Raw genomic sequence first — 24,503 nt, 5'->3', positions numbered from 1 at the left:
AGCGCGTTGTGCTTGCCTCGAGTAGCAACGAACTCGGTATTGTTATGGCCGCCCTAACGGGTCGAACCGGCCGAGAGCTTCTGGCCGGCAGAACTCCCTCGATTCGGTGCCTCACGGGGTCGAAACGCTTCAGATAACCGACTCGTACACGTCACGAATCCGCTCGCCCATACGCTCGAGTCCGAGCGACTCGACGGCGGCCCGGCCGGTCGAGGGCTCGCCGCGTTCGAGGACGTCAATCAGGCCGTCGCGGAGTTCCTCGTCGCTCCGGCAGACGTGCGACGCGTCGACCCCGGCCAGCCGCTCCGCGACGTCGCCGACGTCGGTGGCGACCACCGGGAGGTTACAGGCCATCGCCTCCTTGACCGAGTTCGGCGACCCCTCACTCTTCGAGGTCAGGAGGAGGGCGTCGGCCGCGTTCAGGTACAGCGGCATCCGGGCGTGGGGCACGCCGTGGAGCGTCCGGAGCGCCACCGGCTCGTCGGTCCGGGCGCGGACGGCCTCGACGACGCGCTCCGCCCGCGGGTAGTCCTTCATCTCCCGCTTCGCCGCGTACGGGAACAGCACCTGCCTGCCGTCCCGCTCCCAGCCGACCGCCTCGCGGGCGTCCCGCCGCGGAATCGGCCGGAACAGGTCGAGGTCCACGCCGTGCGGGATCACGTGGCAGTCGGTCCCGACCTCGTCCGCCATCGCTCGGCTCATCACGATGACGGCGTCCGCGCGGCGCGCGCACCACCGGCTGAGTCGCCCGACGTTCCCGAGCAGGTCGGACCCCCAAAAGGAGAGGACGACCGGCCGTCGCGGCTGCGCGAGCGCCATCGGCGCCGTCAGCCCGTAGTTGGCGTGGACGAGGTCGTACGACTCGGTCGCGCGCCGGAGGACGCGCGCGTAGAACCGGCCGTAGTCGAGGACGGATCGGCCGCTCGTCTCCTCGTCGGTGGTGCGGCGGTCGCCGGCGACCGCGACGGTCGTCGTCGACACGCCCCTGTCACATACGGCGGCGACCTGCTGCTCGAAGAACGGGGCCTGCGAGTTCGTGACGAGGTTCAGGACGTGCATGGATGCGGGGCGAAGCGCTCGACCGAGCGAGCGCTCGACGCGTCTGGAGCGACCGGGGCGGCCGGCGGGGTTTGTTATCTCGTCCCTACCGCCGGAATCGGCTCGGAGCCGCGACGCGGAGCGGGGCGGGCGACGCGGGGCTGCGGCGTCGAGCGCGGGTTGGCTCCGCGTAACAAACCGTTCGACGCGCCGACATCGTGACAACAATGTCACAGCCCACGACGAACGCCGAGCGCGCTCGGGCGCCGCCGTTCGGCGGCCGCCTCGCAAGGACTCCCGGCGTCGACCGACTCCCAACGATCGCCGGCGCGCCTCGCTCGGAACCGACCGTCGAGGACACCGATGTCGACTGACTCCCGGAACCTCGTCCTCGTGTCGATCGACAGCCTCCGCGGCGACCACTGCGGGTTCCTCGGGGGCGACCGCGACCTCACGCCCACGCTCGACTCGCTCGCGTCGGAGGGCGTCGCGTACCGGAACGCGATCGCGCCCGGCCCGCAGACGTTCTCGTCGATGCCGGCGGTGTTCACCGGCCGGCGGCGGCGGCCGACCTCGCTCGACGAGTACCCGCAGCGGACCCACTGGGAGCGACGGCTCGCGGCGATAAACGAGCACATGCGGCGGCACGCGTCGCTCGCCGAGCGCCTCAGGGAACGGGGGTACGACACCGGCGCGGTCACGCCGAACCCGTGGACGTCGAGCGCGTCCGGATTCGACCGCGGCTTCGACGAGTTCGTCGACGTCTCGGAGACCGACTCCGGCGGGTGGGTCTCCTCGGTCGCGGACCGGATCCCCGGCGTTGACGCCGGCGCGCGGCCGGTGGAACTCGTCTCGAACCTGGTCTCCGGCAGCGAGTTCTTCGCGCGCTGGGAGTCGCTGTACGACGACATCGAGCGCGTCCGCGAGTCGCTCTCGGAGCCCTACTTCCTGTGGGTGTTCGTCCTCGACACCCACTTCCCGTTCATTCCGGCCCGGAGGCACCGCGAGGAGCAGAGCCTGTTCGGCACGTACTACAGCGCCTACCGCTCGTCGGACCCGATGCGGGGGAAAGGCGGCGAGCTGTCGCCCCGCGTCCGCGAGTCGGTGCTGCGGAGCTACCGCGACACGGTCCGGTCGGCCGACGCCTTCGTCGATACGCTTCGCTCCGACCTCGCCCGCGACGACCCCGCTCTCCTCGTCCACTCCGACCACGGCGAGTCGTTCGGCGACCACGGGAACTACGGCCACCATCACCGGGAGGTGTACGAGGAGAACATCCGCGTCCCGTACCTCGTCCACAACGCCGGTGTGAGCGCGGACGTGACGGAGCCGACCTCGCTGGCGTCCGTCCACGACACCGCGCTCGAAATCGCGCGGACCGGAACGTTTGACCCCGAGGCCGCCACGGCCCCCTACGTCGTCGCGTCCAGCGAGTGCGGGAGCAACCGCGCGATGCGGGGCGTCCCGTTCAAGCGCGTGGAGTTGGGCGACGACGCCAGCCTGTTCGACCTCGCCGTCGATCCCGGCGAACGGAACGACGTCTCCGCGGCGCGGCCGGGCGTGATGACCGAACTCGGTCGCCGGCTCGGTCGGATCGACGCCGACGCGGCCGAGACGGAGCGGATCCACGCGGCGGCGCGGCGGGTCGTCGACCGGAACAGCGTCTGACTCGGCGGGACCTACTCGGCTGTGTCTGACTCGGTGAAACCTAACGCGGCAGTGTCGACGCGACACGGACCCAGCAAAAATAGCAAAACGTCGATTCTCCTCGCCGCCTAGCTCGTGTCGGCCTCGGCGAACGTCAGCAGCCAGTCGTCCGGGTCGGTGAGGGCCGACTCCTCCGTGGCCCGGTCTGCGGGAAGCGCCCGCACGACGTGCGACGTCGGCGACGCGACCCGCGAGAGCGGCGGGACCGAGTCGGCGTGGAATCCGAACGCCCGCAGCACGCCCGCCGGGATCCCCTGCGGCGGCGCCACGAACACATCCGTCGCCGCGTGGTCTGCCACAATCTGCCCGACTGCGGCCGCGAGCGCGTCCTCCGGGGCGCCTTCGAGCGGCGCGACGTCGAGGATCCGTGTCGTCGTCACTCCCGAATCGGTCGCCGTGCCGGCGACGACGGCCGCCGCCGGGTCGCCCTCCCGCTCGGCGACGTAGGCGGTGTACTCCCAGTCGGGGTTCCCGAGCCGCCACCGGTAAAACTCCTCGTCGCGGGCGGCGTGGATCCGGTCCGGCGGCGGGGACGCCGCCAGCTCGGCGAGCGTCGCGGCGGGATCGGACGCCGTCTCGACCACGATTTCGGGCGGATCTGGTGCGGTTCGGTCCCGGATCCCGTAGTACGCGCGGGCGACCGGCGTCGCGGCCGCGCTCGCGAGCCGGACCGCCGCCCCGCCGCCGCGCGAGCGCCCGAGGGCCCGGGGGTTCGAGATCCGGTAGTAGCTCTCGCGCTCCGAGACGACCGCCCAGCCCAGCTTGCGGTACCCGGCGCGGGACCGCTCGTTCGGGAAGTTGAAGAAGAACGGGCGGTCACCGTAGCGCTCCATCGCTCGCTCCGTCATCCGCGTGAACAGCCCCTGCCGCCGGTGGTCCGGGTGGACCATCGTGTCCGCCGGCTGGAGCGCGACCTCGCGCTCGCCGTCGACGCGCATCGGGAGCGCGAGCAGCGGCCTCGCCGCGACGAGCGTTTCGTCGCGCACCGCGACCATCCCCGGGACCTCCTCCGCGTAGGGGTTCTCGGCGTACTTCCACGCGAACCACTCTTGTCCCTTCCGCTCGCCCATTACCGTCGCGTACAGCGAGCGGAACCCGTCGGCGTCGCCGGGCTCGAACGGGCGGATCTCGTAGTCGCTCATCGGGCGCCCTCCGCCGCGGCGACGCCGGAGACGGTGTCGACGCCGATCCCGTACTCGTCGCGGTACGAGGCGATCGTCGACACAATCCGAGCCAGTCGCTCGCGGTCGCGAGCGGTCACGACGTTGTTCGGATGGAGCCAGAGGTGGAAGACGCCCCGGTTCCGATCGCGGAGCCGTTCGAGCCCGAGCCGGACCTGTCGGCCGACGGGGTCCTCGGAGAGGGCCTCGATCGCGTCTCGCGCGGCGCCGTCGAACGCGTACAGGTACAGCGACGCCGGGACGTTCACCAGCCCGTACTCGTCGACGGTCGGTTCGACGATCGGCGGCCCGGCGGCCCCGAGCGCGTACGTCGCGAGCTTTCCGGGCCGCCTCAGCGGTCGCCCGTCGTACCACCGGTTCGGCGCGCGTCCCCGGTAGCAGGAGAACCCGTGATCGCGAAGCAGGGCTCGGTGACCGACCCTGTTCCGCGGGAAGACGATCGATTCGAGCTCGACGCCGCGTTCGGCCGCGGCGGCGACGCTCCGCCGAAGCTCCGCCGCGGCGACCTCCCTCGACGTGTCAGACTTCCCGAACTCGACGTGCGAGAACGTGTGAGACGCGATTTCGTGGTCGACGTCGCCGCCGCGGATCGCGTCGATCAGGTCGCGACCGAACCAGTGCGACCGCGAGTCGGGTTCCCCATTCGGGTCGACCGTCCCGCCCGCGTCGTATCGCGCGCCCGGGTCGCGGGCGAACCACTCCGGGCCGGCCGGGTGGTCTGCGTGGACGCCGTCGCACTCGGCGAGGAAGAGGTGACCGACGACCGCCCAGGTCGCCGGGATCTCGTGTTCCTCGAACAGGTCGACGAGGAAGCGCCACGCGCCGCGGGCCCCGGCGACCCGCTCGGTCGGGAGCGATTCGTGGTCGTGGAACCCCCACCCGAGCTCGGCGTCCAGCGAGATGACGACGGTTCCGCGGCTCATAGGTATCCGAGCGACTCCAGGCGGTCCTGAACGGCCTCGCCGTCGACCGAGTCGTCGCCGACGTCGGCGGGCGCGTCTCCGTCCCGCGGGTCGCCATCGTCGCGCTCGTCGATCTCCCGCAACACCGCCGTCAGGACGAACGCCGCGTACTCGTCGACCGAGTCGAACTCCGTCTCGCCGAGCCGGGACTCGATCTTCTGTCGGAGACCGACGGGGACGCGGACCTGCGCGTTGGTCGGGAGCGCGCCGCCCGCCCCCCCGTCGGCCGCGTCGGGGTCTCGCTCGGTCATGACGGCACCGCCCCTTCGAGGATCACGTCGACCAGCCGCTCGGTGACGTTCGGCTGCTCGTCGACGAGCCGGTCGCGCCGCCGGTGCCACTCGCGCTCGTCGATGCCGGCCTCGACGAGCCGCCGCACCTCGGCGATCGCCTTGTCCTCGTCCGCGAACGAGGAGAGCAGCCCGTATCGGTGCTCCAGCTCGCGGAAGACGTTCTCGTCGTCGTCGCCGACGAGCGTGTTCGTCCGCACCGCCGGCGTGCCGAGGAGCGCCGCCTCCGTCGACATCGTCCCGGAGTCGCCCACGTAGAGGTCGGCGTAGTAGAGTACGTCGTGGACGTACTCGGGCGGCGCCGGAAGGCGGTGCTCGCGGAGGTCGGCGGGGAGCTCCGCCTCCGCCGAGAGGTACACGCTCCCGTGGTCCGAGAGGAACGAGACGAGTTCGCGCACGGCGTCCGGCGAGAGCCCGGTGTGCCCCACGTCGTGGTAGGCGTCCCACCCGGCGAGCCGGACGAAGAAGTACGGCTCCCCGGGGTCGACGCCGGCCTCGGCGAGCCCGACCGGGTCCGGGCGGAAGTACTCCGGGTGGAGGTACGCCAGCTCCTGGAAGTCGAGCGCGCGGCGCTTCCCCTTCGGAACCGGGAGGTCGAAGTCGGCCGGCGCACAGACCGTGTCGACGAACGGCAGCGTCAGTCGCTGGCTGAGCAGCCGCATCACCGGCGAGTCGATGTGCGTGTCGCTGACGACGACGTTCCGGCAGCCGACGAGCCGCGAGACGTGCGCCGCCGCCGGGCTGAGCCGGCTGGCGACCACGTCGGGCTCGAACCGCCGCGCGACGGACAGCAGGCGCCGCTCCCGGCAGGCGAGCTCCCACAGCAGCGCCGGGAAGGAGTCGCCCCGCTTCGTCAGCGGCAGGTGGGCGATTCCGTAGGCGTCGAGGAGGTCGACCGTGACTTCCTTCTCTCGGGAGGCGACGAACGTCTCGTGGCCCGCGCGTTCGAGCACGTCGATCGCGTTCCGGAACAGGTGGACCTGGGCCGGGTGGCCCACGTCGAACAGCACGCGCAGCCCGGTGTCCGACTCGGTCGGCGCCGGTACCTCGCGCCCCGGTCGGTCCGCCGCGGACCTGACGGCGGCGTTCAGGGACATCTCAGGGCCACCGCCCGCCGATGAGGTACACCGGCGCCTCGGTCGACGCGGCGTCGATCGCCCCGCGGCCGTCGAGCACCGGGGCGTCGAACGCCGCCCAGTCGGCGCCCGCGAACTCGTCGTGCGGCGTCACGAGGACGACGGCGTCGGCGGCCGCGTCGTACATGTCGTCGACGGCGCACCGCTCGATACCGGCAAGCTCGTGGTCGGGGGGCGCGTCGCTCCAGTCGTCGAGCATCGGGTCGACCCCGACGACGCTCGCGCCGGCCTCCCGGAGGAACCGCGCGACGGGGAGCGCGGGCGTGTTCCGGAGCTCCTCGATGTTCGCCTTGTACGTCAGCCCGAGGAGGAGGATCCGCAGGTCCGGGCGGTCGACGCCGTGGGCCGAGAGGATCCGTTCGAGCAGCGTCACCGTGTACTCGGCCATCCCGTCGTTGACCTCGCGGGCCGTCGTGAGCAGGGGGTCGTCGACGTCGAACGCGCCGGTAAGGAAGTACGGGTACACCGGGATACAGTGGCCGCCGACGCCCGGCCCGGGGTCGTGGATGTCGCAGAACGGCTGAGTGTTGGCCACGTCGATGGCCTCGGTGACGTCGGCGTCGAGCGCCTCGGCGTATTTCGCGAGCTGGTTCGCGAGCGCGATGTTGACATCCCGGTAGACGCCCTCGAACACCTTCACGGCCTCCGCGACCGTCGCGTCCGACGTCTCGATCACCTCGTTGTCGCTGATCTCGTCGTATATCAGCGCGGCGGCGCGCGCGCTCTCGTCGTCGACGCCGCCGACGACCTTCGGGTGCGTGCCGCGGATGTCCGCGAGCGCCTCGCCGCTCACGGTGCGTTCCGGACACGCCGCCACGCCGAACGCCTCCGGGGGCAGCCCGGACTCCGCGACGAGCAGCGGGACTACTTCGTCCGTCGTCGTCCGTGGCGGGACGGTGGACTCGACGACGACGAGGTCGCCTGGCGAGAGCCCGGCGGCCACGTCGCGGACGGCCGAAAGCAGCACGGAGAGGTCCGGCTCCTCGGCCTCCGTCAGCAGCGTGGGGACCATGAGGACGTGGACCGCGGCCGAGGCGGCGGCCGCCCGCGAGTCCGTCGTCGCGCGGAGCGACCCGTCGGCGACTGTCTGCGCGACGAGCGACCGGAGGCCCGGCTCGCGTTTGACGTGGCACTCGCCGGCGGACACCGTCTCGACGACCGACTCGTCGACGTCGACGCCGACGGTGTTCCCCGAGACGTCGGCGTACACCGCCGCTAGGGGGAGCCCCATCTTCCCGAGGCCGTAGACGGCGACGGGGACCTCGCCGCCGGTGAACGCGGCCCGCTGTGCCGCCTCGTCGTCGGTGGCGCCGTAGAGGGCCGCGCGGCCCGTTGCCTGCTCGCTCATTGCGACCCCGCGACGAGCTTCTTCGGCAGCGCCAGCCGCTCGATCCGCTCCGCGACCTCCAGCACCCGGAGCGCGTCCTCTGCGGTGACGACCGGTTCCGTCCCGTCGCGCGCGGCCGTCACGAACGCCTCGAGCTCGGCTTTCAGTGGCTCGCCGTTCTCGACTATCGGGCGCTCGATCACGCTCTCGTGTCGGTAGCGGATGTCGCCGTTCGACTCGACGTACTCCGGGACCGAGTGGCGGTGGATCTCGACCGTCTGCGAGATGAAGTCGACGTTCACCCGACAGGAGATGGCGGTGACCGAGAGCTGCCGGACCTTCTGTTGGGTCAGCCGGCTGGCGGTCAGCGCCGCGATGCTCTCGTTGTCGAAGCGGAACTGGACCGTGGCGTGCCCCTCGTCGCGGGCGATCGCCGACAGCGACTCGATCTCCGCGTCGACGAGCGACAGCAGGATGTCGATGTCGTGGATCATCAGGTCCATCACGACGCTGTCCTCGCCCTGGCGGTCGACGGGCGGGCCGAGCCGGTCGACGTCGATCGCGACCACGTCGAGGTCGGGAACGATGTCCGCGAGCACGCGCGTCGCCGGGTTGAACCGCTCGATGAACCCGACCTGGAGCGTGACTCCCGCGGCCTCGGCCCGCTCGGCCAACTCCCGGCCCTTCTCGCGGTCGTCCACGAACGGCTTCTCGACGAGGACGTCGACGCCGCGGTCGATACATTCTAGCACGGTCTCGTAGTGGTACGCCGTCGGGACCGCCACGGAGACGACGTCGGCGGCCGCGAGCAGGTCCGCGCGGTCGACGGCGCGGGTTCCGTGTTCAGCGGCGACCTCCTCGGCCTGCTCCGCGTCCACGTCCGTGACGCCGACCAGCTCCGCGCCCGGCAGCTCGCTGTACACCCGCGCGTGGTGTTTCCCCATCGACCCGACGCCGATGACGCCCGCCGCGAGCGGGCCGCCGTCTGCGTTCCGGTCGGCGTCAGTCGTCCCGCTCATGCGGCGATCCGCGCTCCGGTCCCGCCCTCGTTCGACCGCATTTCGTTCGCGTAAGCCGCCGTTACCCCCGTCGATTCGCGCCGACGGCGGGGGATTCGGCCGTGGTATCCGTCTTCTCGATGGTACACAAGACTTCGTCTTGGCGGCGGCCGTATTGTTATGGCATGCTTGCCGGAGATAGGCCGCGTATACGGCTCACGGCAGTTCCTCCGGGTTCCGAGGGGCGGGGTCGCGGGGCGGGCGAACGCGCTCCCTTCCGGGCTGACTCACTGCCCTCGTCGCGTCCGGCCGCCGGCGGTCACGACCGATCCCGCTCGGCCACGCGCCGGATCGTCCGCGCGATCCGACGGCGGTCGGCGGCGTCGACGTAGGGGTGCGTCGGGAGCGTGAGTATCTCCCGCTGGAGGCGCGCGGCGCCGGGGAACCGCTCGGGCTCGATCGGCGGCCAGTCGTACAGCGGGGAGGCCTCGACGCCGAGCTCGTCAAGGGCCGCCGCGACCTCGTCTCGGACGGCCGGGTCGTCGACCAACAGCGGGTAGCGGACGTGCTGGTGGTCGCTCAGGCCGGCGACGGGGCGCACCCGGTCGACGTGCGGGCAGTTGGCCAGCTCGGCGGCGTACGCGGTCGCGGTCCGATCCCGGTGGCGCCTGTCGTCTCCGAGGCGCCCGAAGACGCGGCGGCCGATCGCCCCCTGGAAGTCAGACATCGTCGCGAACGGCGGGGCGTAGGGGACGTCGAACTTCGACTCGGGGTGGGTGCTGTGTCTCGTCGCCGACCCGCCGTGCCGGTCGAGCAGCGACGTGACCCGCGAGTAGCAGTAGTAGGGGCGGGGGCGGCCGAGCGCGGCGTACCCGGACAGGGCCGCGACGTTCGGCGCCACGGGCTCGCGCCCCTCGTCGGCGAACTCGACGTCCGGGTCGCGGGACGCGACCATCCCGCCGCCGACCGGGATCGGCTTCCCCTGCTGGAAGTTCAGCACCGAGCAGTCGCCGAAGGTACCGAGCCGGTCGCCGTCGTACGACGCGCCGACGGCGTAGCCGAGCGCCTCCACGAGGAAGGCGCCCACCGACTCGCAGTGCGAGGCGATCCGGTCCAGCTCCGAGCCGTAGCCCAGCACGTTCACCGAGACCAGCGCGAGGGTATCCGCGTCGAGCTTCGCGGCGGCCGCCTCCGGGTCGAGCGCCAGCGACGCCGGGTCGACGTCGTAGCGAACTGCGTTCAGCCCGGCGCCGTCTATCGCCTCGGGGAAGTCGGAGCTACAGAACGCCGGGACGAGCACGTTGGTCCGGTCCTCGTCGTCAGCCGCCGAGAGGGCGAGGAGGCACGCGCAGAGCGCGCGGCGGAACGAGGTGTACGTCCCCGTCGAAGTCGCGTCGAGGAACCCGGCGATCTCGGCCCGGAACTCGTCGCGGCCGGTGCCCGCTCGCTGGCCGGCAAGCCCGGCGAGGAGGTCCCCGGCGCTGAGCGGCGTGACGGCGGGAGGGAGCCGTCTGAAACGCCGCGTCCTGGCCGTCCATCGGGCGGGTTCGCCCAGGCCTGCCTCTCGACCGTCCTCGTCGGTTCGATCGTTTCCGCCGGCTCGATTGTCTCCGTCGGTTCGATCGTCTCCGTCGGCTCGATCGTCTCTGTCGGCTCGATCCTCCCCCTCGCAGTCCGCGCCCTGCGGCGCGCGCTCACTGGTCATTCCCTGAGGCGTGCGCCGGGAGTCCGAAAGGAATGCGTCGCTTACCGGCCCGCGCGCGACATTCGGCGGGGTCGCAGTCGGGAGGGCGTACCGTCGCTCTGTGGCCGGTTAGGAGCGCCTTACCTCTCGAAACCGCTTCCTAACCGCCTCGGGTCGAGTCGTCGTGATCCGGTGCGCACGTGGTCTCGAACCGGTCAGTAGTCGTCGGTATCCGCGCCCGCTTCGGGGGCGTCCCGGCTACCATCTGAACGCATTGCTGCGAAAACCGATTTATAAGTAAGTGGGTCATACCCGCCCATGCCAAACAGGCATGATGCGCCTACCGACGACGAACCGCCCGAGAACGCCGTTAGCGACAGTCTACTCAGCCGGCGACGGCTGGTACAGATCGGCGGAGCCGGTCTCGCACTGTCGGCGCTCGGCGCCGCCGGAGCGAGCGCCGGTGAGGACGAACTCGCGAACACGATCGTGGTCGACGGCTCCGAATCCGACGGAGGCGCGGCCTACGAGTTCCTGGTGACGGACGAGGCCGCCGTCCATCCCGACCTGGGATCGAACGAGAGCGGCGATCGGATAAACGGGGGTCACGTGGCCGGCGACCTCGGCTCGGAAGTCCACGCCTACCTGTTCGGCGGCACCCTCTCGCACCTCGACGTCGACGGCACCGCGGCGGTAAGCCTCTACTACGGTGGCGGCCCGTCTCCGGCGACCGACCGGCTCGAAGTGGTCTCGACCGCCGACGGCGAGGTCGACTACCGTATCGAGAGCGCCGACGCGGTGACGAAGGTGCTCGCGGAGACGGAGCGCCCGGCGGACGCCGAGGACACGGTGACGGAGGCCGACGACGGGACGTGGCTCGTCGACGGCGCGACGCGGAACGGCGGCGGCGACACCTACGACTTCTCCGGGTCGATCGATCGGTTCGAGCCCGTGACCGGCGACTTCACGCTCTTCTTCAACGGCGAGGAGACGACGGTCACCGAGTTGACCGGACAGGAGCCACCCGAGGAGGAGGAAGAGCCCGCCGACCCGAACCCCGACCGCGAGCACTGGTACTCGTTCGAGGCGACGGGTGACGAGTACGCCGACTACTACATCGAGGTCGAGGACGGCGGCAACATGGTCCCCTCCACGGTCGACGACGCGACGATCGTCGACGGCGCCCACTGGGTCAACGACGACGGGACGAAGGCCGCCGGTCGAGTCCAGCCGGGCGAGACGCACGCGTACGCGTTCGACACCCTCGTCGCCGACGTGACGATCGAGGGCGACGCCCACCCGACCGTCAACGGCAACGACTCCGGGCTCGACTACTACCCGCGCGACTCCGCCTCCGGCGACCACTGGAAGGGGTACTTCCCGTGGCAGATCGCCGGCGAGGAGCGGACCCACTGGTACTCGTTCGAGGCGACGGGCGACGAGTACGCCGACTACTACATCGAGGTCGAGGACGGGGGCGACCTGATCCCCTCGACGGTCGACGACGCGACGGTCGACTACGAGTTCTTCTGGATCGGCGACGGCGGAACGAAGGCCGCCGGTCGAGTCCAGCCGGGCGAGACGCACGCGTACGCGTTCGACAGCCTCGTCGCCGACGTGACGATCGAGGGCGACGCGCACCCGACCGTCAACGGGGTCGACTCCGGGCTCGACTACTACCCGCGCGACTCCGCATCCGGCGACGCCTGGAAGACCGGGTTCCCGTGGCAGGATGGCGACCACACCGCGACGGAGCCCGCGCCCGACGGGGTCGCGCTGGGCGGCGGGTCCGGGTACGACCGGATCGTGACCCGCGCGGACGCCGATGCCGTGGTCGACAACGCAAGCGACCTAGCGAGCGCGCTCTCAGGGGCGTCGGCGGGCGACGTGGTGTTCGTCGCCGGCGGCGCCACGATCGACACCGGCGGGCGCTCGATGGACGTGCCCGACGGCGTCACCCTCGCCTCGAACCGCGGCGAGGACGGCGCGCCCGGCGCGCTGCTTTACACCGACGAGACGCCCCAGATCATGCTGCGCCCGCAGGCCGACGCGCGGGTGACCGGGTTGCGGCTCCGCGGGCACTCGCCCGGGAGGACCGTGACCCATCGGGACGGCATCTCCTTCGACACGCCGACGTACGCGCTGAGCCTGGAGGGCCGTGACGTCGAGGTCGACAACTGCGAGGTGTGGGGCTGGCCCGACCGCGCGATCGCCGTCAAGCGCTCCCGCGGACACGTCCACCACAACTACATCTACGACAACAACGGTCAGGGGCTCGGCTACGGCGTGGCCGCGAACAAGGAGTGTCTCATCGAGTACAACTACTTCCACAACAACCGCCACTCGGTGACCTGCGCCTACGATGCGCCGGGCTACACCGCGCGGTACAACCACTTCTCGCCGGTCTCGGTGATGCACATCTGCGACATCCACGACCCGTTCCAGGGCGACACGACCATCGAGTCGAACATCGTCGAGAACGGCGAGTCGCGGACGTGGGACAACCCCGCCGCGGAGGGCGTCGCGGGCTACTCCGGCGGCTTCAACGGGGGATCGCTCGCGGTGGCGGACAACTGGTTCTTCGACGAGGGGTCCGCGTACTTCGACAACTTCTCCGAGGTCAGCGACGGCGGGAACGTCTACGGCGACGAGGGGGCACACAACCCCGCGGACGTCATCGAGAACCACCCGGGGATGGCCGACCGGCCGTGGCTCTGAGCGCGCCTCAGCGGTAGCCAAGGTCGCGTAACTGCTCGTCGACGTCGCGCTCGGCCGGGTCGCTCGCGACCGATTCGCTCGCGGCCGACTCGCTCGCAGCCGGCGTCGGACTCCGCGTGCCGCGGTCCGTCGCCGTCGTCTCGACCCACGGGACGCGCTTGACGGCGGGCAGCGGGCAGCCGACCGGGTGTTCGTAGAACCCCCATTCGCCGAACGCCTCGCCGTGGTCGGCGGTGATGACGACCCGCTCGGCGTCGACGTTCTCCAACAGGCTCTCCACCTCGTCGAGCGCCAGCCGCAGGTTGTCGAGGTAACTGTCCCACATCTCTTCCCGGTCGACCTCGCCGCGGCGGAGCGCCTCGAACGGCTCGGCACACGCCTCGGAGAGGGGGTCCTCGCCGTCGACGACGCCGGCGATGTACGGCGCGTGCGGCTGCATGTAGTGGACGACGAGGCGGTCGAGGTCGGCCTCGCGCCCCGCCGCGATCGCGCGGTCGGTGACCGTCGCCGGCGGGACGACGCCCAGCCGGTCGTCGCGCGCGTCCGCCCACACCTCGTCGAGCAGGCCGACCTCATCGGGTGCGACCGGGTCCCAATCCGGCCAGGTGGCCGGGGCCGGGACGTACTGCGGCGGCAGCAGCCGGTCCCGGAGGACCGCGTTCGAGTGCGGGTTGGCCGTCACGTACGCGGTCCGGGAAATCTCGTCCGCGTACGCGCGGTCGAACGTGTGCGCGACCCACTCGCCGGAGGTGCTGCCCGGCGACCGGACGGAGTCGCGGTCGTCGAGGAAGTCGTACTCGTCGGCGACGGCCGCCAGCGCGTCGGTCCGGCAGGTGTCCAGCACGACCAGCAGGTCCCACTCGCGCTCGAACGCCGGGGTCGCAAACCGCACACGCGTGCTGAGGGTCAGCCAGAGGCCGACGTAGAGGTAGTACGCGCCGAGTTTGAGCCCGCCGGCGACGTCGTCGTCGTCCATCACCGCCCGAGCCTTCGCGAGCCACTCCCGCACCTCGATGGTCATGGGTGGACGTCCCGACCCGGGAGAGAAAAGTAGGACCCGGCTACCGGCGGTTCGTCGCGGCTCCCCGCCGGTCTGACCGCTCCGAGCCGGTCGGACCCGCCGGCCGAAATCGCCGCAGTCGCCGGATAAGACGCCCATTACAAATGGCTCTCGCGGCCTGCTCCCCGGAAGATGGAACGCAGAGAGCTGCTGAAGCGGGCCGGCGTCGGCGGCGCCGTGGGAGTGACGGGGATCGTCGCGTACGACCGGCTCCGGGACGACGGCGAGCCCGCCGGCGCGGGCGAATCGGCGCCGAATGACAGCGACCCGCCGGCCGAGGACGACGAGGAGCCGCCGCCGCGGTACGCCGACGAGTTCGGAACGGTCGCCGACGTCGTTCGCGCCGGCGCGGACCCGTCGGGCAGCGAGCCTATCGGCGACGTTCTCACCGACCTCGCCGGCGACGACACGTTGCTGTCGTTTCCCGCCGGGACCTACCGGTTCCCGCGGGTCGAGCTCTCCGGGTTCGACCACCTCGGAATCGCGGCCGCCGGCGACGAGCGCCCGACCTTCCGCGCGCCGGCCGGGAGCTGCGGCGACATGGGACGCCACGCGCGGTTCCTCGACGTCACCGACTTCCTGCTTGACGGGATCGACTTCGAATTCGGGGCGGAGGGCGCGGGCGGCTCGGTCGCCGTCATCGCGGCGGGCGACGCCGTGGTCCGCGACGTCACCGTCGAGGGGAGCTGCCGGAATCAGACCTCGATGTTCCGGATGGAGATCCGGAACCCCGACGGGACGGGCGTCGCGGAGAACGTCCGGGTGCGCGACGACCAGGACAGCACCTGGATGACCGGCGCGTACGTCGGCGAGGAGCACTCGGGGGAGATCACCTTCCGTGGCTGCGAGTTCAGCGAGTTCACGGACAACGGCCTCTACGGGTCGGCGCCGGGAGTCGAGGGCGGGGGCGACGGCGCCGTCCACACCGTCGACGGCCGGTTCGAGAACAACAACATTTCGAACATCCGCCTCGGGTCAACCGGATCCACCGCCCGCGGGGACAGCGTCGTCGTCGAGTCCGCGCCCGACGCCGAGCGGGTGAACCTCCGCGGGATCCGGTTCCGACGCGGCTCCGAACAGACGGTCGAGGACTGCGAGGTGCGGTTCGGCTCGGCGGTCAGGGAGAGCTTCGGCGCGATCGTCTACCACGCCGACAACCGGGGCGCGCGCGTGATCGACTCACATGTCACGGTCGATAGCGACGGCGTCCCCGCGGTCAGGGCGTTCTACGCGACCGACGAGGCGGGTGGGGCGCCCGTCCTCGAGGGCCTCACAATCGACGGCGAGGCCAGGCGCGGGTTCGCCGTCGACGTGGAGGGGAGAAACGGGACGAGCATCAGGAACTGCGCCATCGAGCAGTCCGGCGGCAACAGAGACGGGATCCGGCTCGCGTACTCCGAGGACTGCGAGCTGGTCGACTCGCGGGTCGACGTCACCGGGTACCCGCTCATCCTCAGGGACGCCAGCGTGGCGATCCGGAACACCACGTTCGTCACCCCGGACGGCGAGCGACACGTCGACCGGATGGACGCCGGACCGGGTGACTTCCGACCGGAGGCGTGGGCGTCGTGAACGGGGGAGACGAGCCCGAACCGACCGGCGCAAGGTTCCCCCGAATCGGCCCGCCTGTCGCGACCGGGGGTGCGTGACCGTGCGCGACCGTCGCGGGCCGCTCCCCGCGTTGGCCGCCGAGAAACTCCGCCGGGAGGGCGCGCTCGCGCTGCTCCGCGAGGCGCCGGTGTGGCTCTGCGTCACCGGCCTCACGGAGCTGGGGCTCCGCGCGCGGCGGCGGGTGCGACGCGCTCGCTACCGCCGCGCTGGGATGGTCGCGGTCCCCGACCCAACGGCGACCATCGACGTCGACCCCGCGTCGGTCGAACGGCACGTCGCGCTCTCGCGCTTCGACGAGGCGTCCCCGCGCGCCCTGTTGGGCGTCGTTCGCGGCGGCGACTGGGACCGCGGCCTCCCGCGGGTGGAGGCGCAGCCGAAGTACCGCGCCTGCGCGGCCCGCGTCGAGGGCGAATCGTGGGCCGAGACGGGCATTATCGACCGGCTCGCTGCGGAGTTGGCCGCGAGCGACGCGGAGACGATCGAACACGGCTGCGGCTCGCGTGCGGACATCGTGCGACGCTACGAGACGGAGCGGGAGGACCTCTACCGGACGCTGCGCGACGAGGGGTACGACCGCTCGCTGTCGCCCGTCTGCTGTCGCGTCCACGTCGGCCGGGACGGCGACCTACTGTTCGGGAGCGGCGGCCGCCACCGCTTCTACCTGAGCCGACTGGTCGGGATCGACACGGTCCCGGTCGAGGTGCTGATCCGTCACGCCGAGTGGCAGTCGGTCCGCGACGCCGTCGCCGCGGCGGCGACCGTCGACGACCTCTCCCCAGCCGTCCGGCGACACCTCGGCCACCCCGACCTCCGCGAGTTTAACCTTGGCGGCGCCGACCTCCGACATCTCTCTCACGGCCGCCCCCGACCTGGCGGTCGCGGGCGGTGGGTCTAAAACGGACGCGTCGCCCGCCGACGGCGGCGCCGGTCACGGCTCGATGCGGGCCGTCGCGCTCGCGACCGCGTCCGCGTACCGCCCCGGGAGCCGTTCGACGACCGGGTCCAAGTCCTCTCCGTCGAGCGCGCCGGTGGCGACGGCGGCGACAAGGAAGACGACGCCGCCGACCGGCGGCACGACCGCGAAGGCGAAGACGTCGGGGGCGAGGAGGCGGTTGAGTCCGACCACCGGGACGGCGGTGACCCCGGCCGTGACCGCGATCCGGACCGGTCGGAGGTCGGAGAGCGGGTGGAACCCGATCCGGCGTGCGGCGACCACCGTGAACGCGAACATCGACCCGTACCCCACGCTCGTGGCGACCGCCGCGCCGGTCATCCCGTATCGCGGGATCAGCAGCGCGTTCAGCGCGACGTTGAGCCCCGCGGCCGCGCCCATGGCGACCGCCAGCTCGCGGAGGCGCCCGGAGCCCTGCGCGATCGCCTTCAGCGGTCGCGCGACGGAGAAGGCGATGGTGCCCGGCAGCAGGATTAGGAGCGCCGTCGTCGCAACGACGAACTCGGGGCCGTAGTACAGCCGCATCACGCGGTTCGCCATGGGGGCCAGCCCGACGCTCAACAGGAGGACGAAGAGGAGTATCTGTCGGGTCACCCGCCCCGAGAGCGCCGTCACCGCCTCGACGCGGTCGTCCGCCCAGAGGTCGGACGTCGAGTGGAGGAGGAGCCGCTGGACGACGATCGGCACGAACCAGAGGTACTCGGCGATCGCCAGCGCCCCCTTGTAGAACCCGGTCGTCTCCCCGTCGGTCAGCGCCCGTAGCATGATCACGTCGACGTGGTACAGAGACATCGACAGCAGCACCAGCCCGACGTTCATCACGTTGAACGACAAAAGCGACCGGTACGGGATAGTCGGCGGGTCGAACACGCGCCGCAGGGAGAGCCGGCGCACGACGACGACGCCGGCCAGCACCGCCACAACCACGTTCGCGGCGATATGGCCGGCGAGCATCCCGGTCACGCCGTAGCCGCCAGCCACGAGCAGGATGCCGATCGAGACGGTCCCGAACTTGTTCACCACGGAGAGCGGCCCGTCGATGCGTTCGAGGCCGAGCCCCAACACCGTGTGCGACCCGAGCGCGCGGAACTGCGAGGCGATCACGAACGCGACGAGGAACAGGAAGTACCGGTCGAACCCGTCGCCGAAGAAGCGCGACGGCAGCCCCGCGAGGGTCGCGACCAGCAGGAGGAGCGCGCCGACGGACAGCACCGCGACGGCGACGACCCCGTAGAATCCGACGACCGCCTCGGTCCACCCCGGATCGTCGCGGTCCTCGCCCACGAACTTCTGGACCCCCTCGGTCACCATCGCGCTGATGGGGATCATGTACAGCGAGAAGACCGAGAGGAGCACGGCGTAGTCGCCGTACCCGGTCGGGCCGAGCAGGCGGACGATTATCGGGGTCGAGAGGACGGCGAGGACGGTGGTGGCCACCTTCGCGCTCGCCAGCGAGAGGAACCGGTCGAGGAGGTTCGCCGTGCCGCTCATCGGCTCTCGGCCCCGATCTGCCGGCGGCCGTCACGGCGGCCCGGTCGCCGACCGCTCGGGTCCCGCGGCGGCCGCGCCGCTACCATCGACACCCGGCGGCGGGTCGACGGCGGTCTCCGCCCTGTCGGCTCGGCCTCCGGACCCCCGCGACGGCGGGCCCGAGGTCATCGTACATGGGTCGGCCCTCCGCCCGTCGTCACGTTAGTATGAAGGACATAACGGCCCCTCGGGAGGACCGAACCCGGCCGTGAGGTCTCGGTCCCGGCGTAGCCGGGGGATAACAATACGCGTCGTCCGCCTGCCGTCGAACTAGTGTCTCCCCCACGTCCGTCCGTTCAGCGGGACCGACCGCGGCCCGAGCACGCCGCTCGAACGGAGTCCCGACCGGCGATGCCACCCGGAGGAGGGCGGCCGGCGTGACGTCGTTGGCGGTCGATCCGACGACGCGCTCGACGAAGGGGCGAGTGCTGCTGTCGGTGGTGATTATCGCCGAAAACGAGGAGGACCGGATCCGGGAGTGCATCGAGTCGGTGTTCGCGGCCTGTCGCGGCGTCGCCGCGTACGAGGTGATCCTCGTCGACTCCGCCTCCACCGACCGCACGGTCGAGCGCGCGTCGGAGTACCCGATCACGATTCTCCGGATCCCTGAGGAACACGCCATCTCCTGCGGGGCGGGGCGGTACGTCGGCGACCAGGTGGCGAGCGGCGAGCTCGTCTGCCACGTCGACGGCGACATGACTCTGACCGAGACGTGGCTCCCGCGGGCCATCGAATACCTCGACGAGCACGCGGACGCCGCCGCGGTGGAGGGGTGTCTCGATCAGTCGACGCAGACGGAGATCCGCGAGGTGAACAAGGTGGGCGGCGTCATGCTGTATGACGCGCGCGCGCTCGCCGAGGTCGGCGGCTTCGACCCCTACCTCCTCGGCTACGAGGACGTCGACGTCGGGTTCCAGCTGAAGAGCGCGGGCTACCGGCTCGTCCGGCTCCCGGAGGTGTCCGCCCAACACCACGACGAAGGCGGGACGATCGTCGAACCGATCCGGCGCTGGCGACAGGGGTACGCCGTCGCGCCGGGGCAGGCGATCCGGAAGCGCGCCGGCTCCCCGAGCGTGCTCCGGCTACTGATCGGTCGCCAGCGCTACAAGCTGGGGCTGCTGGCGTGGCTCCTCGCCGGGATCGCCGCGGCCCCCTCGCGTCTCCGCCGGCGGGGCTGGCTCCTCCTCTCGGTCGCCGCGTTCGCCGCGGTCGCCGCCCGTCTCGGCGTCGCGGACGCGGTCAACTTCGTCGCCGCGAAGGCGATCGGACTCCTCGGCATCGCCGTCGGACTTGGGCGGCCGACGCGGGACCCGGAGACGTACCCGGTGGCTTCGGTCGAGGTCGTCGCCCCGGGCGAGACGTTCCACGGGGAGCCGTAGCGCGCGACCCGCCCCCGAGACCGCCTGGAGCGACCCGTGAACGGCGTCGTTTCTCAACGCTGATATGCGATCACTTTTACTTATGCTCTCCTGAGCCACGCTCGATGGCTCGAAGTGGCACGTCGAACGTTCACGGCGGCGCGGCCGAACCGGTCGTCACCGCGAGACACGACCCCGACGACGGGAGCGAACTCAGCACGAGCGTCCTCATGGCCCTCGACGAGGTCCCGGGGTACGACATCGAGGAGGCCGACGGCGTGGTCTTCGAGCAGATCGATCTGGGAGCGCTCGACAACCTTTTCCGACCGATCGAGGGGGTGGAGCGCGAGGGGCGCGTCACGTTCCCGATCGACGGGTACGGGGTGACCGTGACCGCCGCCGGCGAGATCACGATCACCGACGGCCCGGCGGCGGGCGCCTGAATCGACCCGGTACGGACGCCGGGGCGTCTCGACGACAAGGTGGTAACAACCCGGACAGAACGGCTATACCCCGTAAGGCTCTCCTACCGTTCATGCAGCCAGACGCCGACCCAGTAGGGAGAGCCAAACGACGCGGAGACACCCCGGAATCGGGGGCGATCGGCGACGGCCGGCGGTCGGTCCGCCGGCGGTTCGCCGAACCCCGAACCGCGGGGGCGTCGTCGTGACCTCCTCCATCGACGACGCGTGGGCGGCGGCGGCGCCGGACCCGGACCCCCACGACGACCTCGGCTACGAGACGCGGCCGCTGACGGTGGTCAAACTCGACGAGAACTGCGGCGGGCAGTACATGATACTCCCGAAAGATGAGGCGAGACTCCGCGACGAGGAGTTCCTCGTCGCCGACCCGGGCAGCATCTGTCGCCTCGACGAGTGCCGGTGAGCGCGGGGCGGGCCCACCGAGGCGCTCTGGGGTCGTCACCCCTCGTGTTTGAGCAGTTCGTCCGGGATCTCTTGGCGTCGTTTCCGGTGTCGCCAGTACTGTAGCGCGGCCAGCGTGGCGAACCCGACCATGAGCGCGAGCCCGAGGCCGGCCGTCGGGATCGACGCGACGACCGGGACGCCGATCACGGAGAGGACGAACAGCAGCCCGCCGACGAGCGAGAGCCAGACGTACGGCAGCTGCCACCGACGCGCGGGCTCCGACGCGGGCGTGAGATACGTGTCGATCTCGTCCGCGCTGTCGGTGAGCCGGACGATCCCCTCGTCGTCATCGTACTCGATGAGGCCCGCCTCCTCCAGCTTCGGGAGGTGAGTCTGGTACAGCGAGACGTACACCCGCTTGCGCTGCTGGCGCGTCAGGTCTTCGACGGCGACGTCGTTCTGGAGCGCCGCGACCTCCCCCACGAGCTCCTGGACGCTCACCGACCCGCCGTACCATCGCAGGTAGTACAGGACCATGCGCCTGCGCGTGTTGCTCAGTATCTCGAAGACGAGGTCAGGCGACAGCTCGTCCGACGGGTTCGCCTCGGGGCTCATCGTCGGCAGATCACGCGTCCCCGCGCGAGACCGCCGTGCGGTGTCGACGCAGTCATGTCCGGTCGAACAGGTCGTACCCGCTTTGTTACGGCCTCAATAACCGGCGTACAACGAGCTTACTCCGCGGATAGCGGTCTCGTCGGAAGCCGGACGAGCGCCGCGCTCGCGGCGTGTTCTTGGCGCGCCCACGTTGTGACGACGGGAGTGCGGTGCGGCTACCCGGTCGGTTCGGTCGGCGTCGGTAGCGGGTCGCTGTCGGAGACGTCCGGAGGCCGAGCCGACCCGGTGGGGCAGGCGCGGTCGAGCGATCGGCGCGAACCGCCGCCGGGGACGTCACGGTCGACGCTTCGTCGCGGCCGTCGCCGAAGAGCCCGACGGGAATGGGGCCATTACCGTGCCCGTTCGAACGGGCCGAGAGCCGCGTCACGACGGCGGTCGATCCGGCCGTTTCGACCCTCCACGAACGGTATCGTATAAATGAATTTACACACCATGCCATATGATTATCCGGTGGCTGTCGGATCCAATGAACGACGATGGGACAATGCCGAGGGCTGCGACGACGGCTGTGACGGAATATTTCGCTGTCCCTTACAGTATAAATACCCTCCCCAGAACCCGGAGACAACGCCGATGTGAACGACGTACCACAGAAAATGACACGAAAGGCAAACGACACCGACACGGAAGACACGGCCGGCACAGCGTCGACGACCGAGGCAGCGGCGCGGCCAGCCGCCGCGGAGTCAGCGGCCGACGCTCGCGCGCGGGACTCGTCGACTGACGCAGCCGCCGGGGAGCGCTCCGAGGCGGAGTCCAGGCAGCGAGAGCGCTCCGAAGCGGAGTTCAGGCAAGGAGAGCGCTCCGAAGCGGAGTCCAGGCAGGGAGAGCCCTCCGAGGCGGACACCGGGCCAGGGGAGACGACGGGCGAAGACGAGGCGGGCTCGGGCGTGGAGCCGCTCTCGCTCGACCACGTGTTCGGGATTCTGAAGAACAAGCGTCGCCGCCGAGTCCTGCGGTTCCTCAAGGAGACGGAGGGGACGGTCTCGCTGAGCGAGACCGCCGAGCAGATCGCGGCCCAAGAGAACGACAAGGACGTCGCGCAGATCTCCTCCGCGGAGCGGAAGCGGGTGTACGTGGGGCTCTACCAGTGTCACCTCCCGAAGATGGACTCGATGGATATCGTCTCGTTCAACAAGCCGCGCGGCACCATCGACCTCGACGACCACGCCGAGGAGGTGTTCGAGTACCTCGACGAGGACGATGAGGAGCCGGAGCGGCCGCGGCACGCCTACTCCGCGACGCTGTCGGCCCTCGGATTGGTGGTGCTGGTTGCCGCGATGGCCGTCCAACCGGCGACGGCCCTTCCGGTCGTTGAGGGCGCCGTCGCGCTGATCCTCCTCTCGTTTCTGGCGTACGCGCTGCTCGGCCTCCGCTCGGCGCGAGCGGCCGACACCGACGGGACCGGCCGCTAGCGAGCGGGGACGTTCACCTTCCGACGACGCCGCCGACCCGGAGCCGCGGCGCCCGGGCCCCGCGGGAAGGCGACGAATAACAATACCCGTTTCGGCGGTAGGCTGGCCCGACGGCGGGCGCCGCGCCCCCCGAACCGATCCACAGATGACGCCACCAACACCGTTCACGACCGGGCAGAGCGACGAACGAACCGCGGACGCGGTGGCCGGATGACGCCGCCGGAGTCCGAGTCGACCGCCGGGTCGGAGCCGGACGGCGATCCGGCGTCGACCGCCGAATCCGCCTCGGCCGCCGATCGCGACCCGGCCGTCGAGCTAGGGGCGAACGCCAGCGTCGACGCGGACGCGACGGTGGGGTACGGGCACGCGCCCGGCGAACCGCCGACCGTCCTGGGTGACGACGCGCTCGTGCGGGCGGGCACGACCATCTACGCCGACGTTGTGATCGGCCGCGGCTTCGCCACGGGGCACGACGCGCTCGTACGAGCCGGCACCGCGATCGGCGACGGCGTCACCCTCGGCACCAAGTCGGTCCTCGACGGGGACGTGACCGTCGGCGACGACGTCAGCGTCCAGACCGGCGTCTACGTCCCACCGGAGACGGAGATCGGCGACCGAGTCTTCCTCGGGCCGAACGCGGTGCTGACCAACGACCCCTACCCGCTCCGCGTCGACGCCGACCTCGACGGGCCGACCCTCGGCGACGACGTCTCGATCGGCGCGAACGCGACGGTCCTCCCCGGAGTCACCGTGGGCGAGGGAGCGTTCGTCGCCGCCGGCGCCGTCGTCGTCGACGACGTCCCGCCGGAGACGCTCGCCGTCGGCGTCCCCGCCGACCACCGACCGCTCCCCGACGAGCTCGCGGGCGGGAACGGGGAGCGATGATCTCGCTCGCCGACCCCCAGTTCGGGGACGAGGAGATCGCCGCCGTCCGCCGGGTGCTCGAAGACGGGATGGTCGCCGACGGCCCCGAGGTCCGCCAGTTCGAGTCGGCGTTCGCCGACTACGCCGGCGCGGACAACGGCGTCGCGGTCGCCAACGGGACCGTCGCGCTCCACGCCGCGTTCGAGGCGCTCGGGATCGGCGACGGCGACCGCGTCGTCACGACGCCGCTGTCGTTCGTCGCCAGCGCGAACGCGATCCGCCTCGCCGGCGCGGAGCCGGTGTTCGCCGACATCGACCCGGTGACGTACAACCTCGACCCGGGGGCGGCCCGGCGAGCGGTCCGCGAGACCGACGCCGACGCGGTCCTCGTCGTCCACCTCTACGGGCTGCCGGCGGAGATGGACGCCTTCCGGGACCTGGCCGCCGACGAGGACGTCAGGCTGATCGAGGACGCCGCGCAGGCGCACGGCGCCGCCTACCGCGGTCAACCGGTCGGCTCGTTCGGCGACGCCGCGGCCTTCTCGTTTTACCCGACGAAGAACATGACCACCGGCGAGGGCGGGATGGTCCTGACCGACGACGCCGCCGTCGCCGACCGCGCCGCGAGCTACGTCAATCACGGGCGCTCCGCGGCCGGCGGCTACGCGCACGAGCGTCTGGGGAGCAACTACCGCATGACGAGCCTCGCGGCCGCGATGGGGCGCGTCCAGCTGGAGCGGCTCCCCGAGTGGGTGCGGACGCGTCGGTCGAACGCGGCCCGGCTGAGCGAGGCCCTCGACGAGGTTCCGGGCGTCAAACCCCCGGTCGCGCCCGACGGCGCCGAGCACGCCTACCACCAGTACACGGTGCGGTGCGCGGACCGCGACGCCCTCGCCGACCACCTCGCGGACGCCGGCGTCGACACCGGCGTCTACTACCCGACGCCGATCCCGCGGCTCGGCGCGTACGACGGCTACGACGCCGACGTCCCGGTCGCCGACCGCGCGGCCGAGGAGGTGCTCTCGCTCCCCGTCCACCCCGGGCTGACCGACGAGGAGCTCGACCGGATCGCCGCCGCAATTCGGGCGGTCCCCCGGACGATCGCGGCGTGACGGGACCGCCTTCTGGCGG

General features: G+C 71.3%; 22 protein-coding genes. 11 read left to right on the top strand and 11 right to left on the bottom strand.

From position 1 onward, the window contains the following. Positions 1-129 precede the first annotated feature (129 nt). Positions 130-1,059, bottom strand: coding sequence for a glycosyltransferase (locus F3H13_RS04790; RefSeq protein WP_149797918.1), 930 nt, complete (start codon positions 1,057-1,059; stop codon positions 130-132). Between the two features lie 206 nt (positions 1,060-1,265). On the opposite strand from F3H13_RS04790, the gene F3H13_RS16115 reads away from it, so the two are divergent. After that, on the top strand, positions 1,266-1,412 hold the full coding sequence (locus F3H13_RS16115) for a cupredoxin domain-containing protein (RefSeq protein WP_188128000.1): 147 nt from the start codon (positions 1,266-1,268) through the stop codon (positions 1,410-1,412). Then, positions 1,402-2,706, top strand: coding sequence for a sulfatase-like hydrolase/transferase (locus tag F3H13_RS04785; RefSeq protein WP_149797917.1), 1,305 nt, complete (start codon positions 1,402-1,404; stop codon positions 2,704-2,706). The genes F3H13_RS16115 and F3H13_RS04785 overlap by 11 nt, the downstream gene beginning before the upstream one ends. A gap of 107 nt (positions 2,707-2,813) precedes the next feature. Here F3H13_RS04785 and F3H13_RS04780 read toward each other — a convergent pair whose 3' ends face one another. The 7 genes from F3H13_RS04780 to F3H13_RS04750 form a co-directional block, all read right to left on the bottom strand. Beyond that, positions 2,814-3,887 carry a GNAT family N-acetyltransferase gene (locus tag F3H13_RS04780; protein ID WP_149797916.1) on the bottom strand — a complete coding sequence of 358 codons (1,074 nt, stop codon included), beginning with the start codon at positions 3,885-3,887 and terminating at the stop codon, positions 2,814-2,816. Continuing rightward, the gene (locus F3H13_RS04775) at positions 3,884-4,849 is read right to left on the bottom strand and encodes a polysaccharide deacetylase family protein (protein ID WP_149797915.1); all 966 of its coding nucleotides are present in this window, start codon (positions 4,847-4,849) and stop codon (positions 3,884-3,886) included. The genes F3H13_RS04780 and F3H13_RS04775 overlap by 4 nt, the downstream gene beginning before the upstream one ends. Next, positions 4,846-5,139: a hypothetical protein gene (locus F3H13_RS04770; protein ID WP_149797914.1), complete on the bottom strand. Its 294-nt coding sequence runs from the start codon at positions 5,137-5,139 to the stop codon at positions 4,846-4,848. Before F3H13_RS04770 ends, F3H13_RS04775 begins: the two co-directional genes overlap by 4 nt. Continuing rightward, complete coding sequence (locus F3H13_RS04765; protein WP_149797913.1) at positions 5,136-6,275, bottom strand: DUF354 domain-containing protein; 1,140 nt, start codon at positions 6,273-6,275, stop codon at positions 5,136-5,138. Before F3H13_RS04765 ends, F3H13_RS04770 begins: the two co-directional genes overlap by 4 nt. 1 nt (position 6,276) lies before the next feature. Continuing rightward, entirely contained in the window at positions 6,277-7,662 is a 1,386-nt protein-coding gene (locus F3H13_RS04760) for a nucleotide sugar dehydrogenase (protein ID WP_149797912.1), read from the bottom strand. After that, on the bottom strand, positions 7,659-8,660 hold the full coding sequence (locus F3H13_RS04755; RefSeq protein WP_149797911.1) for a Gfo/Idh/MocA family protein: 1,002 nt from the start codon (positions 8,658-8,660) through the stop codon (positions 7,659-7,661). The genes F3H13_RS04760 and F3H13_RS04755 overlap by 4 nt, the downstream gene beginning before the upstream one ends. A 298-nt stretch (positions 8,661-8,958) precedes the next feature. Continuing rightward, on the bottom strand, positions 8,959-10,344 hold the full coding sequence (locus F3H13_RS04750) for a DegT/DnrJ/EryC1/StrS family aminotransferase (RefSeq protein WP_149797910.1): 1,386 nt from the start codon (positions 10,342-10,344) through the stop codon (positions 8,959-8,961). 297 nt (positions 10,345-10,641) lie between these two features. Between F3H13_RS04750 and F3H13_RS04745 the strand changes: the two genes are divergently transcribed. Further along, entirely contained in the window at positions 10,642-13,041 is a 2,400-nt protein-coding gene (locus tag F3H13_RS04745; protein ID WP_149797909.1) for a right-handed parallel beta-helix repeat-containing protein, read from the top strand. Between the two features lie 7 nt (positions 13,042-13,048). On the opposite strand, the gene F3H13_RS04740 is transcribed toward F3H13_RS04745, so the two are convergent. Further along, positions 13,049-14,062 (bottom strand): alkaline phosphatase family protein, encoded by a 1,014-nt coding sequence (locus tag F3H13_RS04740; RefSeq protein WP_149797908.1) that lies wholly within the window; start codon positions 14,060-14,062, stop codon positions 13,049-13,051. 171 nt (positions 14,063-14,233) lie between these two features. Here F3H13_RS04740 and F3H13_RS04735 point away from each other — a divergent pair, with 171 nt between their 5' ends. Both F3H13_RS04735 and F3H13_RS04730 read left to right on the top strand, forming a co-directional pair. Further along, a complete protein-coding gene (locus tag F3H13_RS04735) occupies positions 14,234-15,673 on the top strand; it encodes a right-handed parallel beta-helix repeat-containing protein (RefSeq protein ID WP_149797907.1) in 1,440 nt (479 codons plus the stop codon). A gap of 79 nt (positions 15,674-15,752) precedes the next feature. After that, positions 15,753-16,607, top strand: a complete 855-nt coding sequence (locus tag F3H13_RS04730) for a hypothetical protein (protein WP_149797906.1) — start codon at positions 15,753-15,755, stop codon at positions 16,605-16,607. 33 nt (positions 16,608-16,640) lie between these two features. On the opposite strand, the gene F3H13_RS04725 is transcribed toward F3H13_RS04730, so the two are convergent. Beyond that, positions 16,641-18,155 (bottom strand): lipopolysaccharide biosynthesis protein, encoded by a 1,515-nt coding sequence (locus tag F3H13_RS04725; RefSeq protein WP_149797905.1) that lies wholly within the window; start codon positions 18,153-18,155, stop codon positions 16,641-16,643. A 416-nt stretch (positions 18,156-18,571) separates the two neighbouring features. On the opposite strand from F3H13_RS04725, the gene F3H13_RS04720 reads away from it, so the two are divergent. From F3H13_RS04720 to F3H13_RS04710, 3 genes are all read left to right on the top strand, one after another. Beyond that, positions 18,572-19,573: a glycosyltransferase gene (locus F3H13_RS04720; protein WP_149797904.1), complete on the top strand. Its 1,002-nt coding sequence runs from the start codon at positions 18,572-18,574 to the stop codon at positions 19,571-19,573. 104 nt (positions 19,574-19,677) lie between these two features. Further along, on the top strand, positions 19,678-19,995 hold the full coding sequence (locus F3H13_RS04715) for a HalOD1 output domain-containing protein (protein ID WP_149797903.1): 318 nt from the start codon (positions 19,678-19,680) through the stop codon (positions 19,993-19,995). A 223-nt stretch (positions 19,996-20,218) separates the two neighbouring features. Next, positions 20,219-20,437, top strand: coding sequence for a hypothetical protein (locus tag F3H13_RS04710; RefSeq protein ID WP_223174373.1), 219 nt, complete (start codon positions 20,219-20,221; stop codon positions 20,435-20,437). Between the two features lie 35 nt (positions 20,438-20,472). Here F3H13_RS04710 and F3H13_RS04705 read toward each other — a convergent pair whose 3' ends face one another. Next, complete coding sequence (locus F3H13_RS04705; protein WP_149797902.1) at positions 20,473-21,033, bottom strand: DUF7344 domain-containing protein; 561 nt, start codon at positions 21,031-21,033, stop codon at positions 20,473-20,475. Positions 21,034-21,689: 656 nt separating this feature from the next. Between F3H13_RS04705 and F3H13_RS04700 the strand changes: the two genes are divergently transcribed. The 3 genes from F3H13_RS04700 (at position 21,690) to F3H13_RS04690 (ending at position 24,484) form a co-directional block, all read left to right on the top strand. Beyond that, on the top strand, positions 21,690-22,508 hold the full coding sequence (locus F3H13_RS04700) for a DUF7344 domain-containing protein (RefSeq protein WP_149797901.1): 819 nt from the start codon (positions 21,690-21,692) through the stop codon (positions 22,506-22,508). A gap of 210 nt (positions 22,509-22,718) precedes the next feature. Continuing rightward, positions 22,719-23,393 (top strand): acyltransferase, encoded by a 675-nt coding sequence (locus F3H13_RS04695; protein WP_149797900.1) that lies wholly within the window; start codon positions 22,719-22,721, stop codon positions 23,391-23,393. Then, positions 23,390-24,484: a DegT/DnrJ/EryC1/StrS family aminotransferase gene (locus F3H13_RS04690; RefSeq protein ID WP_149797899.1), complete on the top strand. Its 1,095-nt coding sequence runs from the start codon at positions 23,390-23,392 to the stop codon at positions 24,482-24,484. The genes F3H13_RS04695 and F3H13_RS04690 overlap by 4 nt, the downstream gene beginning before the upstream one ends. The last annotated feature ends 19 nt before the right edge of the window (positions 24,485-24,503 follow it).

The sequence above is a fragment of the Halorubrum xinjiangense genome (assembly GCF_900102375.1).
Taxonomy (GTDB): domain Archaea; phylum Halobacteriota; class Halobacteria; order Halobacteriales; family Haloferacaceae; genus Halorubrum; species Halorubrum xinjiangense.
This window is presented reverse-complemented; position numbering and strand designations above follow the sequence as displayed.

Coding starts and splice junctions, on each gene's coding strand:
- F3H13_RS04790 (WP_149797918.1), bottom strand. CDS start 1,059: ATGCACGTCCTGAACCTCGTCACGAACTCGCAGGCCCCGTTCTTCGAG.
- F3H13_RS16115 (WP_188128000.1), top strand. CDS start 1,266: ATGTCACAGCCCACGACGAACGCCGAGCGCGCTCGGGCGCCGCCGTTC.
- F3H13_RS04785 (WP_149797917.1), top strand. CDS start 1,402: ATGTCGACTGACTCCCGGAACCTCGTCCTCGTGTCGATCGACAGCCTC.
- F3H13_RS04780 (WP_149797916.1), bottom strand. CDS start 3,887: ATGAGCGACTACGAGATCCGCCCGTTCGAGCCCGGCGACGCCGACGGG.
- F3H13_RS04775 (WP_149797915.1), bottom strand. CDS start 4,849: ATGAGCCGCGGAACCGTCGTCATCTCGCTGGACGCCGAGCTCGGGTGG.
- F3H13_RS04770 (WP_149797914.1), bottom strand. CDS start 5,139: ATGACCGAGCGAGACCCCGACGCGGCCGACGGGGGGGCGGGCGGCGCG.
- F3H13_RS04765 (WP_149797913.1), bottom strand. CDS start 6,275: ATGTCCCTGAACGCCGCCGTCAGGTCCGCGGCGGACCGACCGGGGCGC.
- F3H13_RS04760 (WP_149797912.1), bottom strand. CDS start 7,662: ATGAGCGAGCAGGCAACGGGCCGCGCGGCCCTCTACGGCGCCACCGAC.
- F3H13_RS04755 (WP_149797911.1), bottom strand. CDS start 8,660: ATGAGCGGGACGACTGACGCCGACCGGAACGCAGACGGCGGCCCGCTC.
- F3H13_RS04750 (WP_149797910.1), bottom strand. CDS start 10,344: ATGACCAGTGAGCGCGCGCCGCAGGGCGCGGACTGCGAGGGGGAGGAT.
- F3H13_RS04745 (WP_149797909.1), top strand. CDS start 10,642: ATGCCAAACAGGCATGATGCGCCTACCGACGACGAACCGCCCGAGAAC.
- F3H13_RS04740 (WP_149797908.1), bottom strand. CDS start 14,062: ATGACCATCGAGGTGCGGGAGTGGCTCGCGAAGGCTCGGGCGGTGATG.
- F3H13_RS04735 (WP_149797907.1), top strand. CDS start 14,234: ATGGAACGCAGAGAGCTGCTGAAGCGGGCCGGCGTCGGCGGCGCCGTG.
- F3H13_RS04725 (WP_149797905.1), bottom strand. CDS start 18,155: ATGAGCGGCACGGCGAACCTCCTCGACCGGTTCCTCTCGCTGGCGAGC.
- F3H13_RS04715 (WP_149797903.1), top strand. CDS start 19,678: ATGGCTCGAAGTGGCACGTCGAACGTTCACGGCGGCGCGGCCGAACCG.
- F3H13_RS04705 (WP_149797902.1), bottom strand. CDS start 21,033: ATGAGCCCCGAGGCGAACCCGTCGGACGAGCTGTCGCCTGACCTCGTC.
- F3H13_RS04700 (WP_149797901.1), top strand. CDS start 21,690: ATGACACGAAAGGCAAACGACACCGACACGGAAGACACGGCCGGCACA.
- F3H13_RS04695 (WP_149797900.1), top strand. CDS start 22,719: ATGACGCCGCCGGAGTCCGAGTCGACCGCCGGGTCGGAGCCGGACGGC.
- F3H13_RS04690 (WP_149797899.1), top strand. CDS start 23,390: ATGATCTCGCTCGCCGACCCCCAGTTCGGGGACGAGGAGATCGCCGCC.